The organism is Bradyrhizobium sp. Pha-3, from assembly GCF_042258615.1.
Classification (GTDB): domain Bacteria; phylum Pseudomonadota; class Alphaproteobacteria; order Rhizobiales; family Xanthobacteraceae; genus Bradyrhizobium.
The window spans coordinates 753200-768290 of sequence record NZ_CP170152.1; the positions used below are offsets into that span (position 1 = coordinate 753200).

At 65.8% G+C, this 15091-nt stretch carries 11 protein-coding genes; 7 read left to right on the top strand and 4 right to left on the bottom strand.

Features of this window, described 5'->3' with window-relative positions; genetic code table 11:
• Window positions 1–89: 89 nt before the first annotated feature.
• Both ACE10Z_RS03505 and ACE10Z_RS03510 read right to left on the bottom strand, forming a co-directional pair.
• A complete protein-coding gene (locus ACE10Z_RS03505; RefSeq protein ID WP_375786698.1) occupies window positions 90–3671 on the bottom strand; it encodes a hypothetical protein in 3582 nt (1193 codons plus the stop codon).
• 272 nt (window positions 3672–3943) lie between these two features.
• Complete coding sequence (locus ACE10Z_RS03510) at window positions 3944–4531, bottom strand: PadR family transcriptional regulator (protein WP_229169550.1); 588 nt, start codon at window positions 4529–4531, stop codon at window positions 3944–3946.
• A gap of 164 nt (window positions 4532–4695) precedes the next feature.
• Here ACE10Z_RS03510 and ACE10Z_RS03515 point away from each other — a divergent pair, with 164 nt between their 5' ends.
• The 4 genes from ACE10Z_RS03515 (at window position 4696) to ACE10Z_RS03530 (ending at window position 10705) form a co-directional block, all read left to right on the top strand.
• Complete coding sequence (locus tag ACE10Z_RS03515; RefSeq protein WP_375786699.1) at window positions 4696–5112, top strand: nuclear transport factor 2 family protein; 417 nt, start codon at window positions 4696–4698, stop codon at window positions 5110–5112.
• Between the two features lie 108 nt (window positions 5113–5220).
• Window positions 5221–7008, top strand: a complete 1788-nt coding sequence (locus ACE10Z_RS03520) for an acyl-CoA dehydrogenase C-terminal domain-containing protein (protein WP_375786700.1) — start codon at window positions 5221–5223, stop codon at window positions 7006–7008.
• Window positions 7009–7145: 137 nt separating this feature from the next.
• Window positions 7146–8354, top strand: a complete 1209-nt coding sequence (locus ACE10Z_RS03525; RefSeq protein WP_375777327.1) for an acetyl-CoA C-acetyltransferase — start codon at window positions 7146–7148, stop codon at window positions 8352–8354.
• A 137-nt stretch (window positions 8355–8491) separates the two neighbouring features.
• Window positions 8492–10705 carry a 3-hydroxyacyl-CoA dehydrogenase NAD-binding domain-containing protein gene (locus tag ACE10Z_RS03530; protein ID WP_375786701.1) on the top strand — a complete coding sequence of 738 codons (2214 nt, stop codon included), beginning with the start codon at window positions 8492–8494 and terminating at the stop codon, window positions 10703–10705.
• 402 nt (window positions 10706–11107) lie between these two features.
• Here the strand turns inward: ACE10Z_RS03530 and ACE10Z_RS03535 are convergent, their stop codons facing one another.
• Together ACE10Z_RS03535 and gstA are read right to left on the bottom strand one after the other, a co-directional pair.
• Window positions 11108–11359 (bottom strand): hypothetical protein, encoded by a 252-nt coding sequence (locus ACE10Z_RS03535; protein ID WP_375786702.1) that lies wholly within the window; start codon window positions 11357–11359, stop codon window positions 11108–11110.
• Window positions 11360–11644: 285 nt separating this feature from the next.
• Window positions 11645–12262, bottom strand: a complete 618-nt coding sequence (gene gstA, locus ACE10Z_RS03540; RefSeq protein WP_375786703.1) for a glutathione transferase GstA — start codon at window positions 12260–12262, stop codon at window positions 11645–11647.
• Between the two features lie 131 nt (window positions 12263–12393).
• Between gstA and ACE10Z_RS03545 the strand changes: the two genes are divergently transcribed.
• The 3 genes from ACE10Z_RS03545 (at window position 12394) to ACE10Z_RS03555 (ending at window position 15080) form a co-directional block, all read left to right on the top strand.
• Entirely contained in the window at window positions 12394–12918 is a 525-nt protein-coding gene (locus tag ACE10Z_RS03545) for a MarR family winged helix-turn-helix transcriptional regulator (RefSeq protein WP_375786704.1), read from the top strand.
• Window positions 12919–13011: 93 nt separating this feature from the next.
• Window positions 13012–14382 (top strand): glutamate--cysteine ligase, encoded by a 1371-nt coding sequence (locus tag ACE10Z_RS03550; RefSeq protein WP_375786705.1) that lies wholly within the window; start codon window positions 13012–13014, stop codon window positions 14380–14382.
• A 143-nt stretch (window positions 14383–14525) separates the two neighbouring features.
• Window positions 14526–15080 carry a PAN domain-containing protein gene (locus ACE10Z_RS03555; RefSeq protein ID WP_375786706.1) on the top strand — a complete coding sequence of 185 codons (555 nt, stop codon included), beginning with the start codon at window positions 14526–14528 and terminating at the stop codon, window positions 15078–15080.
• The last annotated feature ends 11 nt before the right edge of the window (window positions 15081–15091 follow it).

The following is a 15091-nucleotide window of genomic DNA, read 5'->3' on the forward strand; positions in this document are numbered from 1 at the left end:
GGGATATGCGCCTGTCTACACGGCGGAAGGGCGCAGGGATAGGACAGCGGCGCCGTCAAGGCGCCGCAGCAGCTTTCAAATGAGTGAGATCAATGCGCCGCCAGCGCGGCGGTTCGCTTCGACGGTGGCTTGACGGACCTCGCCGCCGCGGGCTGCGCAGGCGCGCCGTCCCAGCCGCCGGCCGGGGCCGGCACGTTGACCGCATCGCTCGGCTGCGGCTCGGGGGTAAAGGTCTGGATCGCAAGCTTCGCTGCGGCCAGCGACTGCGGGTCGAGCCGCTTGGCGATATCGTCGCGCTTGTGGCCGGCGTCGGCGTCGCCCTGCGCGGCCGCGAGGCTGAACCACTTGAACGACTCGGCGAGGTTCTGTTCGACCCCGATGCCGCGGGCGTAGAGGATGCCGAGGTTGACCTGGCTGTCGGCAACGCCGCGATCGGCGGCCTTGCGGAACCACTGTGCGGCGCTCTTGTAATCGGCGCCCTTGCCGCCGCCATCGGCGTCGAGCACGGCGAGGTTATGCATCGCCTTGGCATTGCCGCGCTCCGCAGCCTGCACGTAGTAGCGCCGTGCGGCATCGAAATCGCGCTTCACGCTGAGGCCCTTCTCGTAGAAGGTGCCGAGCCGGAACATCGCGGGCACCACGCCGGCCTGTGCCGCGCGGCCATACCATTTGGCAGCTTCGTCGACATTGGCGGGCACGCCCTTGCCTTCGGCAAAGCGGACGCCGACCTCATAGGCCGCCGCCGCATCGCCCTTGATCGCGGCCGTGCGCAGCGCCGGACCGCCGATCGCGTCTGGCAGTTTCTCGCCCGCCGGAATCTGGATCGTGGCGAGCTTGCCGCCGAGCGGCGGCGCGGTCGGAATCGTGCCGGTGATATCGCTGGCGGCGGCGACCGGTGCCGCAGCGGGCTCCGGCGCCACGGCGGGCGCGGGAGCCTGAGGGATCGTCACCTGCGCGCTGTCGAGCGTATTCGGCGCCGCCGTGTTGTTGGACTGGCGGCCGAGCGGGGTCGGCGAGGTCATCGACGGTCCGGGCACTGACGGCCCGGGCACTGACGACCCGGGCACGCCGGACGGCGCAGCCGGTGCGGGCGCCGCGGAATTCTCGGCAGGCGGCTGCACGGGGGGCGCGGCCGGCTCGCTGTGCTCGATCGCCGGCACCTGCGGCGCGGAGCTGGTGTCGAGCAGGTTCATCGCCATCTTGGCGGTCGAGAGCAGGATCACGACCACGCTCGCGCCGACCAGCAGCGAGCGGATCTTGGAGGTGATGGTCGAAGGCTGGGCCTCCGGCGCGCCAGTCGCCGGCGCGCCAGTCGCGGGCACGCCGGCTTTGCCGGCAGCGGCCTTCGCGGCCTTGTCGGCCTTCTCCTTGGCCTTGGCCGCGGCCTTGCTCGCCGCGCGCGCGGCCTTGTCGTTGACGGGCTGCGCAGCGGCGGCCTGCGCGGCGCGGCGCGCGGCGGCGATGAAGCTCGAGGTCGAGACCGGCTCCTTCTTGCCGGCAGGAAGATCGCTGATCGCGCGCTCGGAATCCGCGATCCGCTCCGACGGCGACGATACGCGGCCCGAGGGGCGGGTACCCGGCTCGAGCGGATGGTCCGGCGGCAGTTCCGGCGCGATCGCAGCGCGCGCGGAGGCGGCATGCGGCTCGAGGATCTCGCTGATCGCGCGCGGCGGCAGCGGCGGCGGCGCGGCCTCGACCGGCTGCGCGGCATGGAATTCGCGCGGCGCGGACATGAAGTGCTCCTGCGCCAGCGCAGGATTGGGCAATTCGGGCCTGTATGATTCAGGCTTGTATGATTCAGGCTGCGCGACCGGCTGCGGCATCGCCGCGTGCGGCATTTCCATCCGCGGTGCTTCCATCCGCGGTTCGGCCGGCGCGGGGGCCGGCGGCGGCGCGGTGCGCACGGTGCGCAGATCGTTCTCGATCATCGCCAGCCGATCGACGACATGGCCGAGGGTGTTGTGAACGGTCTCCAGCGAATCCTGGGTGCGGCGATCGGTCTCCGACTGGCTGAAGCGGATGTCGGACAGCTCGCGCTTCACCAGGTCGACGATGCCGCTGTCCATCATCGGCTGCGGCGAGGCCGTGTTGACGGCGTTGCGGGTGGCGTCGGCGAGCGAGGCGAGGTGAGCGTGCTGCGCCTCGAGGTGCCGCATGATGTCATGCAGCCCTTCCTCCACCCGGCCGAGATTGCCGGAGCGCTGGTCGGCGGACTCCAGGCGCTCGAGCAGATAGGAGACGCGCTGCTCGAGATGGGTGAACGCCGACGAGCTGTCGTTGCCGACCTGCAGGCGGTCGATCCGCTCCGACAGCGAGCGCAGGGCGCCTTCGATGGCGTCGGTATTGTCGTAGCCGGCGGGCCGCTCGCGGGTTTCCAGCGTCGAGGCCAATGCGGCGATGCGCTGCTCGATCCCGGCGAAGGCATCGACGTGGGACTCGGCGCGCGACATCTGCGACAGCTGGTCGACCTTCGCGGCCAGCGCATGCACGTCCCCGGAGAGCTGCAGCAGCGCGTCGTTGGAGGCGACATTGGAGACGATGGCGCGCAGCGCGGCGATCGCGCTCTCGAGCTGATGCACCGTCGACGGATCGTCGTTGGCGCGCAGGATCATGTCGAGCTTGGCGCCGAGATTGCGGATCGCCTCGTCGTAGCCGGTGAGCTGCTCGGCGGGCGTCAGCGTGCGCAGCGCCTCGCGAATTTCCGACAGCGCGCGTTCGATGCCGGTGATCACCTGGGCTTGGTCGTGGCCTTGGCCGTTGCTGCTGTCCTGGCGGATCTCGTCGATCCGGTGATGCAGCGAGCGGATCTCGTTCTCGATCGATTCGATCGCGCGGCGCGGCATCGCCTCGGTGATCGCCTGGCGGATTTCGGCAAGCTCGCCGCGGAAGGCCGCGATCGATTGCTCGATATGGTCGGGCCGCTGCAGCGCCTCGATCTGGCTCGTGATCTTGAGCAGGTGCCGTTCGAGCGAAGAGAAGTCGGGCCCGGCCGGCGCAGCCGGCGGCGGCGCGTAGGCGGCCATCGGCGGCGACGATTGCTGCATCGGGGGCGCGCTGCGCGGCGGCATCTGCCGTGCGGCTGATACGTCGAGCTCGTTCTGGCGCGCGGCGATTTCCGCGATCGCGGAATCGAACGAGGCCGGGCTCAGCGGCGGCGAGGGGCGGTAGACCTGGGCTGCGGCGCGCTCGACCGCCTCCGCCTGGCGCAGCCTCTCCTCCAGTTGCCGGTCCTGCATCTGCGGCTCCCGCTGCATCTGCGCTTCACGCATCGGCTGGGGTTGCGGCTCACGCGCCGGCTGTGGTCGCGAAATCTGCGACAGCCGCGCATCGAGGCGCGAAATCGCGTCGTTCAGCTGCCGTGCGACGGCGGGCTGGCCGCGCGGCACTTCGGCGCGCACGGCCTCGGCGCGCGACATCGGTTTTGCAATCTGTTCGATCTGGCGCGTGATCGCGTCGAGCCGCTGATGGATATCGGCGACCTCGCGGCTTTCCCGGCTCGGCATCGGCTGCCGTTGCTCGGGTGCCATCCGCCAATCCGGCGGGCTGGGTTCGCCGACGGTGGAGTTGAGCCAGTCGTTCAGCGACATGCCGGCGCGGCGCGCAGCCGCCTCGGCCCTGTCGCGGACGGAGGGATCGATGCCGTCAACACTCCACGATACGCGCGAATTCATGATTCCGTCCGGTCCCGACTCCGGCGCTACACCCTGCGCCCGCAGCCTCCCCGCGCATTCCCGTTAAGAGACAATCGAATTCTGCGCTGGTCGTCTGCTTCAGCTGCTGACTTTTTCCCGTCACGGTAAATAACGGGTTAAGGAATGCGGCCGGCGGGCCTTAAAGTTAGGGAATCCGGGAACCTGTTGCGCCGGATCAGGACACGCCTATCGCTTTCCGGCAAAGCGGATTCCGCGTCACGTGTCGTCACGGCATGACCTGAGATTTGTTTCTAGCCGTTGCCTTCGCGCTTGCCGTCGTCGAGCGGCAGCACATTGCCGCGGCCGGACATCGCCGAGAGCGCGTCGAGCGCCTCCTCGCACCACTCCACCACGACGCGCTCATGGCGCATCCCGATGCGAAGCCCGAGCATCTTGCCGACGTCGGCCGGCGGCGCGGTGCCGTCGGGAAAGCGTTTGTTGAGCAGCCGCTCGTAGCGCTCATAGCGGTCGCGGTGATGCTCCAGCCGCGCCATCAGGTCGGTGCGCAGCGGCTCGATGTCGACGCAGTCGAGTGCGTAGAGCCGGACCAGCAGGTCGTCCTTGATCGAGGGTGGAACGCTCGGCCGCGCCGCCCAATGCTTCAGCGCCGCGCGGCCCTCGGCCGTCAGCGTATAGACCAGCTTGTTGGGCTTGCCGGATTGCACCACCTCGCGGCCCTGGACATGGCCCTTGTCGCGCAGCCGGGAGAGCTCGCGGTAGATCTGCTGATGGTCGGCCTTCCAGAAGAAGCCGATCGAGGCGTCGAACGTCTTGGCGAGCTCATAGCCCGTCATCGGACGTTCCGTGAGGCAGGCGAGGATTGCGTCACCGAGTGCCAACGCCCACCTCCATCTCAGTTCCCAAGAAGGCCATTCTGAAGTTCGCTTGACTTTATGCGTTACTGTGCATATGCGTCAATATGCATATGGTGATCGGCGTGCCGCCTTGTCGCGCGCGGCCGATGTTCAGGCTTCTTAAACCCCCTGCCGCAGGAGACGTCCGAATGAGCAAGCCGGGCCTCGACAAGTGGTACGCCTACATGAAGTCCCACGACACCGCCGCTCTGTGGGATCTGCTGCATCCCGACGCGGTGTTCGAAAGCCCGGTCGTGCACACGCCGCAGCGCGGCCGCGACATCACCTTCAAATATCTGACCAGCGCCGCCAAGGTGCTCGGCGGCCCGACCTTCAAATATCTCGGCGAGTGGCAGAGCGACACCGGCGCGGTGCTCGAATTCGAGAACGAGATCGAGGGCATCAAGCTCAACGGCGTCGACATCATCACGTTCGACGGTGACGGCCGGATCACGCATTTCAAGGTGATGGTGCGCCCGCTCAAGGCGATCAACCTGCTGCATCGGATGATGGGCGAGGAGTTGATGAAGCAGAGCGGCGCAACGTCGCAATCACAGTCTCGCTAGGACCTGCCGCGGACCTCCCGAACCGGATAAGGTCCGTTCCAACAAACCCAAGGACAAGCTGCGCAGCATAGGTCGCGCGTGCGACCGCGAGCCAGCCGGGAGATCAGCATGCCGACCTACAAAGCCCCCGTCGAAGACGTCAGCTTCCTGCTCAACGACGTTTTCCAGATCGATCGCTACGGCAATCTTCCCGGCTTCACCGATGCGTCGGCCGATGTGCGCGAGGCGATCCTCGGCGAAGCCGCCAAGCTCAGCGAGGAAGTACTGCAGCCGCTCAATCGCACAGGCGATCTCGAAGGCTGCAAGCGCAACGACGACGGCAGCGTCGCCACGCCGAAGGGCTTCAAGGAGGCCTTCAAGCAGGTCGCCGAAGGCGGCTGGCTCGGCCTGTCGGCGCCGACTGAATTTGGCGGCCAGGGCCTGCCGGTGACGCTCTCGCAGGCGGTCAACGAATTCCAGATTTCCGCCAACATGGCGTTCTCGATGTATGGCGGGCTGACCATGGGCGCGACCGCCGCGCTCCTGGTGCACGGCACCCCCGAGCAGAAGAAGACCTATGTGCCGAAGATGGTTGCCGGCGAGTGGACCGGGACCATGAACCTGACCGAGCCGCAATGCGGCACCGATCTCGGCCTGCTCCGCACCAAGGCGGTGCGCCAGGCCGACGGCAGCTTCAAGATCACGGGTACCAAGATATTCATCTCCGCCGGCGAGCATGACCTTACCGAGAACATCATCCATTTGGTGCTGGCGCGCATCGAAGGTGCGCCGGCCGGAATCAAGGGCGTCTCGCTGTTCGTCGTGCCGAAGGTGCTGGTCAATGCCGACGGCTCGCTCGGCCAGCGCAACGGCGTCACCTGCGGCTCGATCGAGCACAAGATGGGCATCCACGGCAATTCCACCTGTGTGATGAACTACGACAACGCCACCGGCTGGCTGATCGGCGAAGAGAACAAGGGCATGCAGGGCATGTTCGTCATGATGAACGAGGCCCGCCTCGGCGTCGCCGTGCAGGGCCTTGCGCAGTCCGAGGTCGCCTATCAGAACGCGGTCGCCTATGCGCGGGAGCGTTTGCAGGGCCGTTCGCTGACCGGCGTCAAGGCCGCCGACAAGCCGGCCGATCCGATCATCGTGCATCCCGACGTCCGTCGCACCTTGCTCACCATCCGCGCCTTCAACGAGGCGGCACGCGCCATGGTGGTGTGGACCGCGCTGAAGAGCGACGTCGCGCACCGCTCCCAAGACCCGAAGGATCGCCAGGCGGCCGACGACCACATGGGCCTGATGACGCCGGTGCTGAAGGGCGTTCTGACCGACACCGGCTTCGCCAACACGGTCTCGGCGCAGCAGATGTTCGGCGGCCACGGCTATATCGCCGAGCACGGCATGGAGCAGTTCGTGCGCGATGCCCGCATCGCGATGATCTATGAGGGCGCCAACGGCATCCAGGCGCTCGACCTGGTCGGCCGCAAGCTGCCGCGCGACGGCGGCCGTGCCGCGATGGCGTTCTTCGGCGAGGTCACGGCCTTCGCCAAGGAGCATGGCGGCGACGAGGCGATGAAGCCGTTCATCACCCCGCTCTCCACCGCGCTCGGCCATCTGCAGCAAGCCACCGGCTGGCTGATGCAGAACGCGCTGACCAAGCCCGACAATGCCGGCGCCGCGGCGACCGATTTCATGAAATTGTTCGGCCTCGTCGCGCTCGGCTACATGTGGGCGAAGATGGCCAAGGTGGCGCAGGACAAGGCCGCCGCCGGCGCCACGCCCTACCTCAACACCAAGCTCGTGACCGGCCGCTTCTTCATGGAGAGGCTGCTGCCGGAGACCGCCGTGCATCTGGCCCGGATCCAGAGCGGCAGCGCCACCACGATGGAGTTGGCCGCGGAAGCGTTCTGAAGCGTTTTCCAGCGAAGTGGAGACCGGTTCGCGTGAAGAAAACGCGTCAAACAAGAAAGCCTTGAAAATTGCCGCCGCACCCGTGCGGCGGCGCTTCCTTCCGTATATATTATGATCCTCATATCAAGGAGGGCGTCATGCCTGAGGCATACATCTACGATCACGTTCGTACCCCGCGCGGCCGCGGCAAGGCCGATGGCGCGCTCCACGAGGTCACCGCGCTGGCGCTCGCCACGGTGCCGCTGAAGTCGCTCAAGGAGCGCAACAATCTGCCCGAGAACTCCGTCGACGACGTCGTGCTCGGCGTGGTCGATCCGGTCGGCGAGGCCGGTTCCGACATCGCGCGCTTTGCCGCGCTGAAGGCCGGCCTCGGCGAGAAGGTACCGGGCGTGCAGATCAGCCGCTTCTGCGCCTCCGGCCTCGATGCCGTGAACTTCGCGGCGGCCCAGATCATGAGCGGCCAGCATGAGCTCGTGATCGGCGGCGGCGCGGAATCGATGAGCCGCGTCGGCATCGGCGCCTCCGGCGGCGCCTGGCCGATGGATCCCTCGATGGCGGTGCCGGCTTATTTCATGCCGCAGGGCATCTCGGCCGACCTGATCGCGACCAAATACGGTTTTTCGCGCGATGACGTCGATGCCTACGCCGTGCAGAGCCAGCAGCGCGCGGCTAAGTCGTGGGATGAGGGCCGCTTCAACAAGTCGGTGGTGCCGGTCAAGGACATCAACGGCCTGACCATCCTCGCCAAGGACGAGCACATGCGCCCGACCACGACGATGCAGTCGCTGGCGCAGCTGCAGCCGTCATTCGCGGCGATGGCGGCGATGGCCGGTTTCGACGCGGTGGCGATCCAGTCGCATCCCGAGGTCGAGAAGGTCAATTACGTGCATCACGCCGGCAATTCCTCCGGCATCGTCGACGGCGCCGGCGCGGTGCTGCTCGGCAGCAAGGAGGCGGGCGCGAAGCACGGGCTGAAGCCGCGGGCGAAAATCCGCGCGTTCGCCAATATCGGCTCGGAGCCGGCGATGATGCTGACCGGCCCGGTCGACGTCACCGAGAAGCTGTTCGAACGTTCCGGCATGAAGAAGTCGGACATCGACCTGTTCGAGCTCAACGAGGCCTTCGCCTCGGTGGTGCTGCGCTACATCCAGGCGTTCGACATCGACAACGCCAAGATCAACGTCAATGGCGGCGCGATCGCGCTCGGCCATCCGCTCGGGGCGACCGGCGCGATGATCCTCGGCACCGTGCTCGACGAGCTCGAGCGCACCAACAAGCAAACGGCGCTGGTGACGCTGTGCATCGGCGGCGGCATGGGCACCGCCACCATCATCGAGCGCGTGTAACCGAGCAGGCAACGTCATCCTGAGGTGCGAGGGCGAAGCCCGAGCCTCGAAGGATGGATAAATTCACCGGGTCATCCTTCGAGGGCCTCGCAAGAGCGAGGCCACCTCAGGATGACGGAGAGATTGGGAACCGCAACATGGCTTACAAGAATTTCAAGTTCGACGTCGACGCCGACGGCATCGCGCTCGTCACCTGGGATATCCCGGGTCGTTCGATGAACGTGTTCGACGAGGTCTCGACCCGGGAGATCGGCGAGATCATCAAGCAGACGACCAGCGATGCCGCGATCAAGGGCGTCGTGATCACCTCGGCCAAGGAGGCGTTCTGCGCCGGCGCCGACCTTTCGATGCTCGAGGGCATGAACCGCAGCTACGCGCAGCTCTTCAAGGAGAAGGGCGACGAAGCGGCGAACCAGATGCTGTTCGAGCAGAGCCGCCAGATGTCGCAGTCGTTCCGCGCGATCGAGACCTCGGGCAAGCCGTGGGTCGCCGCGATCAACGGCCTCGCGCTCGGCGGCGGTTTCGAGATCACGCTGGCCTGCCACTACCGCGTTGCGGCCGAGAACCCCAAGACTCGCCTCGGCCTGCCCGAGATCAAGGTCGGCCTGTTCCCCGGCGCCGGCGGCACCCAGCGCGTGCCGCGCCTAGTGTCGCCGCAGGACGCGATGCAATTGCTGCTCAAGGGCGAGGCGGTCAACCTGACCCGCGCCAAGGCGCTCAATCTGATTCACGCCGTCGTGCCGGCGGCCGATCTGATCAAGGCCGCGAAGGACTGGATCAAGGGCGGCGGCAAGGCCGTCGCGCCATGGGACGAGAAGGGCTTCAAGCTGCCCGGCGGCCCCGTCTTCTCCAAGATGGGCATGCAGATGTTCCCGGCCGGCAACGCGATCTACCGCCGCGAGACCTACGACAATTATCCGGCTGCGCGCGCCATCATGAGCTGCGTCTATGAGGGCCTGCAGCTGCCGATCGACGCCGCGCTGCGGGTCGAGTCGCGCTACTTCACGCAAATCCTGCGCTCGAAGGAAGCGGCGGCGATGATCCGCTCGCTGTTCCTGTCGATGCAGGAACTGAACAAGGGCGCGCGCCGCCCGGCAGGCGTGCCGCCGACCAAGGTGAAGAAGCTGGCCGTGATCGGCGCCGGCTTCATGGGCGCCAGCGTCGGCTACGTGTCGGCGCAGGCCGGCATCGATGTCGTGCTGGTCGATCGCGACCAGGACAGCGCCGACAAGGGCAAGGGCCACGCCAAGACCGTGGTCGACGGCCTGGTCGCGAAGGGCCGGATGAAGCAGGAGGCGGGCGCCGCGATCCTGGCGCGCATCTCGGCCACGGCGGACTACAACGTGATCTCGGACTGCGACCTCGTCATCGAGGCGGTGTTCGAGGACCGCAAGGTCAAGGCCGACACCTATGCCAAGGCGCAGCCGCTGCTGAAGTCGGGGGCGATCTTCGCCTCCAACACCTCGACCCTGCCGATCAACTCGCTGGCCGAGGAATTCAAGGACCAGGGCAAGTTCATCGGCATCCACTTCTTCTCGCCGGTCGAGAAGATGATGCTGGTCGAGATCATCCTGGGCAAGAACACCGGCGACGTCGCGCTGGCGACCGCGCTCGACTATGTCCGCGCCATCGGCAAGACGCCCATCGTCGTGAACGATTCCCGTGGCTTCTTCGCCAACCGCTGCGTGATGCGCTACATCTCCGAGGGCAACGAGATGCTGCTCGAAGGCGTGCCGCCGGCGATGATCGAGAACACCGCCAAGATGGCGGGCATGCCGGTCGGACCGCTGTCGCTGCAGGACGAGGTCGCGCTCGATCTCGGCCTCAAGATCACCAAGGCGACGGAGGCCGATCTCGGCCCCAACGCGATCGACCAGGCGCAGAAGAAGCTGATGGTCGAGATGGTCGAGAGGCAGGGCCGCTTCGGCCGCAAGAACGGCAAGGGCTTCTACGACTATCCCGAGAAGGGCAAGGGTCAGAAGAGCCTGTGGCCCGGGCTCGCGAATCTGCAGCCCAAGCAGCTCGATCCCGATACCCTGAACGTCGAGGAATTGAAGCAGCGCTTCCTGGTGGTGCAGGCGGTGGAAGCCGCGCGCACCGTCGAGGATCACGTCATCACCGACGTGCGCGAGGCCGATGTCGGCTCGATCCTCGGCTTCGGCTTCGCGCCGTTCACCGGCGGTGCGCTGTCCTACATCGACTTCATGGGCACGAAGAATTTCGTCGCGCTCTGCCACGCCTTCGAGAAGAAGTACGGCTCGCGCTTCACGCCGCCGAAGCTGCTCGAGGAGATGGCGGCCAAGGGCGAAACCTTCTACGGCCGCTTCCCGCCGAAGAAGCAGGCGGCTTAGCTCGCGGAGTAGACTCCGGCCGCGTCATTGCGAGGAGCGAAGCGACGAAGCAATCCATACCTCAGCACGCGGAGGACTGGATTGCTTTGCTCCGCTCGCAATGACGAAACCAAAATGGGCCGGGTCATCGATCCGACTTGATCCTGTTGCGTGACGGTCACGGCGGTCAAAGTCCCGCCATGCTTGCTCCAAACTGGCACCACGCTGCTGGCATCACTCTTGCTCGTCGATCGCCAAGATGATCGAAGACGACGATCAGAGTTGGGGTGTCCTGCAGTGCGTTCTGTGCTCAAGGAAGGTGCCGCTGAGACGGCGGGCAGGCGTTCCTTCTCGCTCTCGCCGCCGCGACGCTGGAATCCGCTGCGTTTGCGACGCAAAGGTCCGTCATGGACCGGCCTGGTGCTACTCGTTCTGGCCGTGGACCTTGTGCTCGCGGTGGCCGCGTGGAATGCCGTCGACTTCTTCCGCAATTGAGCCGTCATTGTCCGGCGAGAGGACGGCGCCGGCGAGATAGGCGATCTGGTTGAACGCGAGGCAGGCGACGACGATCGGGGCGCCGGTGGCAAAGGCATAGCCATCCGATTGGAGCAAGATTGCCGCGAGCACCGCGATCAGCGGCGACACCAGCATCAACGTCCAAACCCGAAAATACAAACTGGTTGCCAGCCCAACGAGCGTGCTGGTCAAAAGCGTCAAGGCGATCGTCACATTGTTGGACCAGTTGGAGCGGAGGGCGCGCCGCAGGTCATAGTCGGTCAGTTGGATCGCACGAACAAGGACAGCTACGCCCCCAGCCGGAAGTACACCGACTTAGTATTAATCGGTACAATGCGGGTTAAATTGAGACGTTCCACCTTTGGTTGCCGAAAGTAGGCTGGTGGCCACAGAAAAAGAGCCGGATCGGCGATCCGGCTCTTTGTCAACTGTGGTGTGCCAGGCTCAGGCCGCCTTCAGCAGGCCTTCCTTCTTCAGCGCTTCCTGCACCTTCGGGCGCGCCGCGACGCGGGCCTTGTAGGCCGTCACATTCGGCAGGCCGGAGAAGTCGAAGCCGAGGCGGTCTTGCGCCCACATCATCATGGTGAACAGGTAGCCGTCGGCGACCGTGAACTGGCTGCCCATCAGATAGTCGCGTCCGGCGAGCTGGCTCTCGACATATTTGAACTTGCCCATGGCGCGGTCCTTGAAGAAGGCCTTGGCGTCGTCGGCGAGCGCCGGCGAGAACATCGGGCCGAGATTCTTGTGCAGCTCGGTCGTGATGTAGTTCAGCCATTCGAGCAGCTTGTAGCGCTCGTTGGAATCCCTCGCCGGAGCCAGCTTCCGGTCGGCGACCCTGTCGGCGATCATCTGGATGATGATCGGCCCTTCGGTGACCATTTCGCCGGTATCCAGCGCCAGCGCGGGCACCTGGCCCTTGGGGTTCACTTGCAGGAAATCGTCGCCATTTTCGAGCTTCTTGGCGCGCAGATCGACCTTGACCAGGTCGTAAGGCAGGCCGGCCTCGAGCAGGGCGATGTGGGGAGAGAGGGAGCAGGCACCGGGGGAGTAATAAAGCTTCATTGGAGGTATTCCTTCCCTTGTTCTTGGCGTCCGGAGAGGGATTGCCTACATGCACCTGCATGAAATAGTCAAGATTGATGCAGATGCATTCAGTACGGTACACTGGGTTCCGGGACCTTATGGGCTAGACGATGAAACGCAAGCTATCGAGCGAGGCGACGGCCGCCTGGATCCGCCTGATGCGGGTGCCGAGCCGGGTGCTGGACTGCGTCGAGCAGGATTTGAAGAAGGCCGGCTTTCCGCCGCTCGCCTGGTATGACGCCTTGCTCGAGCTGTCGCGCGCGCCGTCGGGCGAACTGCGCCCGGTCGAGCTCGAGCGCCAGATGCTGATTCCGCAATATTCGACCTCGCGGCTGATCGACAAGCTGGTCGACGAGGGGCTTGCCGCCCGGCGCGAGTGCAAGATCGACAAGCGCGGCCAGTTCGTCGAGATCACCGAGGCCGGTCGCGAGCTCCAGAAGAAGATGTGGAGCGCCTATTCCTCGGCGATCGACAAGCATGTCGGCTCGAAATTGTCCGATGCCGACGCGGCCAGGCTGTGCGGTCTGCTCGACCGTCTGGGCTGCTCCTGCGACGACGCCAAAAGCGACGCCAAGGTCGATGCAAAGAGCGATACCAAGGCCGCGCCGGCGCGAGACGGCGTGCCTGCCCGATGATACTCCTGATCCCATCATCCGCGGCCGTTGTGGCCTACGGATGTCCCTGCCACCGCGCGCCTTCGATCGAAGCGCCCTTGAGTTGGATTTTCTATGGCGCGTGACCAGATCGACATGACGCCGCTGCAATCGCGCGACGAACTCGTGGCGTGGATTGAAGCCGGCGTGAAGCCCGAGTCCGAATTCCGGATCGGCACCGAGCACGAGAAGACCCCCTTCACGCTCGAGGGCCGTCAGCCCGTGCCCTATGACGGCGCGAAGGGCATCGGCGCGCTGCTCGAGGGCATGAAGCTCTTGCTCGGCTGGGAGCCGATCATGGAGCGCGGCAACATCATCGGGCTCTATGATGTCACCGGCGGCGGCGCGATTTCGCTCGAGCCGGGCGGACAGTTCGAATTGTCGGGCGCGCCGGTCGAGAACGTGCATCAGACGCAGTCGGAATTGATGGCGCATCTGGCGCAGGTGCGGGAGATCGCAACCCCGCTCGGCATCGGCTTCCTCGGTCTCGGCATGACGCCGTCCTGGTCGCGGGCGCAGATCCCGGCGATGCCCAAGGGCCGCTACAAGATCATGTCGAACTACATGCCGAAGGTCGGCAAATACGGCCTCGACATGATGTTCCGGACCTGCACGGTGCAGACCAATCTCGACTTCTCCTCCGAAGCCGACATGGTGAAGAAGCTGCGGGTGTCGCTTGCGTTGCAACCGATCGCGACCGCCTTGTTCGCCAACTCGCCATTCACCGAAGGCAAGCCCAACGGCTTCCTGTCGTTCCGCTCCGAGATCTGGCGCGACACCGACAATGCTAGAAGCGGCATGATTCCGTTCGCGTTCGAAGACGGCATGGGTTTCGAGCGCTATGTCGATTACGCGCTCGACGTTCCGATGTATTTCGTCAAGCGCGGCGAGGAGTATATCGACGTCTCCGGCTCGTCGTTCCGGGATTTCTTCGCCGGCAAGAACAAGATCCTCCCCGGCGAGCGCCCGACCCTGTCGGACTGGGCCAATCACCTGTCGACGATCTTCCCCGAGGTGCGGCTGAAGCGTTACCTCGAGATGCGCGGTGCCGACGGCGTGCCGTGGGGCCGGCTGCCGGCGCTGCCGGCGTTCTGGGTCGGGCTGCTCTACGATAATGACAGCCTCGATGCCGCCTGGGACATCGTCCGGCACTGGACCGCGCCGGAACGGCAGGCGCTGCGCGACGACGTGCCGCGTTTCGGCTTCAAGTCGCGGATCAAGGACCGCTATCTGTTCGAGATCGCCAAGGAGTGCCTGATCCTGTCGCATGCCGGATTGCGGCGGCGCGGCCGGATCGATCATCTCGGACGCGACGAGAGCCGCTTCCTCGAACCGCTTGAGCGCATCATCGAGACCGGCCGCTCGCCGGCGGAGGAGATGCTGGAGAAGTTCAACGGCCCGTGGAAGGGCTCGGTGGAACCGGCCTATCAAGAGTACGCCTTCTAATCCCCGCTCGGCCCGAATTCGGGCGAGGCACGCGCGCGGACGGCGGTGGTGTCGCACCCGCCGTTCATCAGCCGTACAGGTTCATGGCGTTCAAATAACGCCCCGCGGAGTGCGCGGGGCTGTGCGAATTTGAAAGCAATCTCATGGGGATAGGTCGCCTTTTTAGGGCGTGGATGGTGATGTTCGCGGTTCTTGCGGCCGCTTTCGTTGCACGCCCGGCATTGGCGCAGACCAATTTCGACCGTCCCGGCGGCGACTATCTGAATGCGCCGGTGACATCAGGCGATCCCGCCGATTGTGCGCTCACCTGCGAGCGCGACCGCCGCTGCCGCGCCTGGAGCTTCAACTATCCGACCGACGCCAATAATGGCGCGGTGTGCTGGCTGAAGAACACCGTGCCGGCGCGGGTGCAGGACGTCTGCTGCGTCTCCGGGGTGCGTGGCGCGGGCGTGGTCGAACCGCGCAACGGCGCTATCGAAACCTCGATCGACCGCCTCGGCGGCGACTACAAGAATTTCGAACTGAAGAGCAGCGACGGTGACGAGGCCTGCCAGGCCGCCTGCACCGCCGACAACAAGTGCCGCGCCTGGACCTACGCCCGGCCCGGCTATGCCGGCCGCGACGCGCATTGCTTCCTGAAAAAGGAGATCAAGCCGCCGCGCCGCAAGGCGGGGTTCACGTCGGGCGTGGTGCGCTGACGCGCAACGGG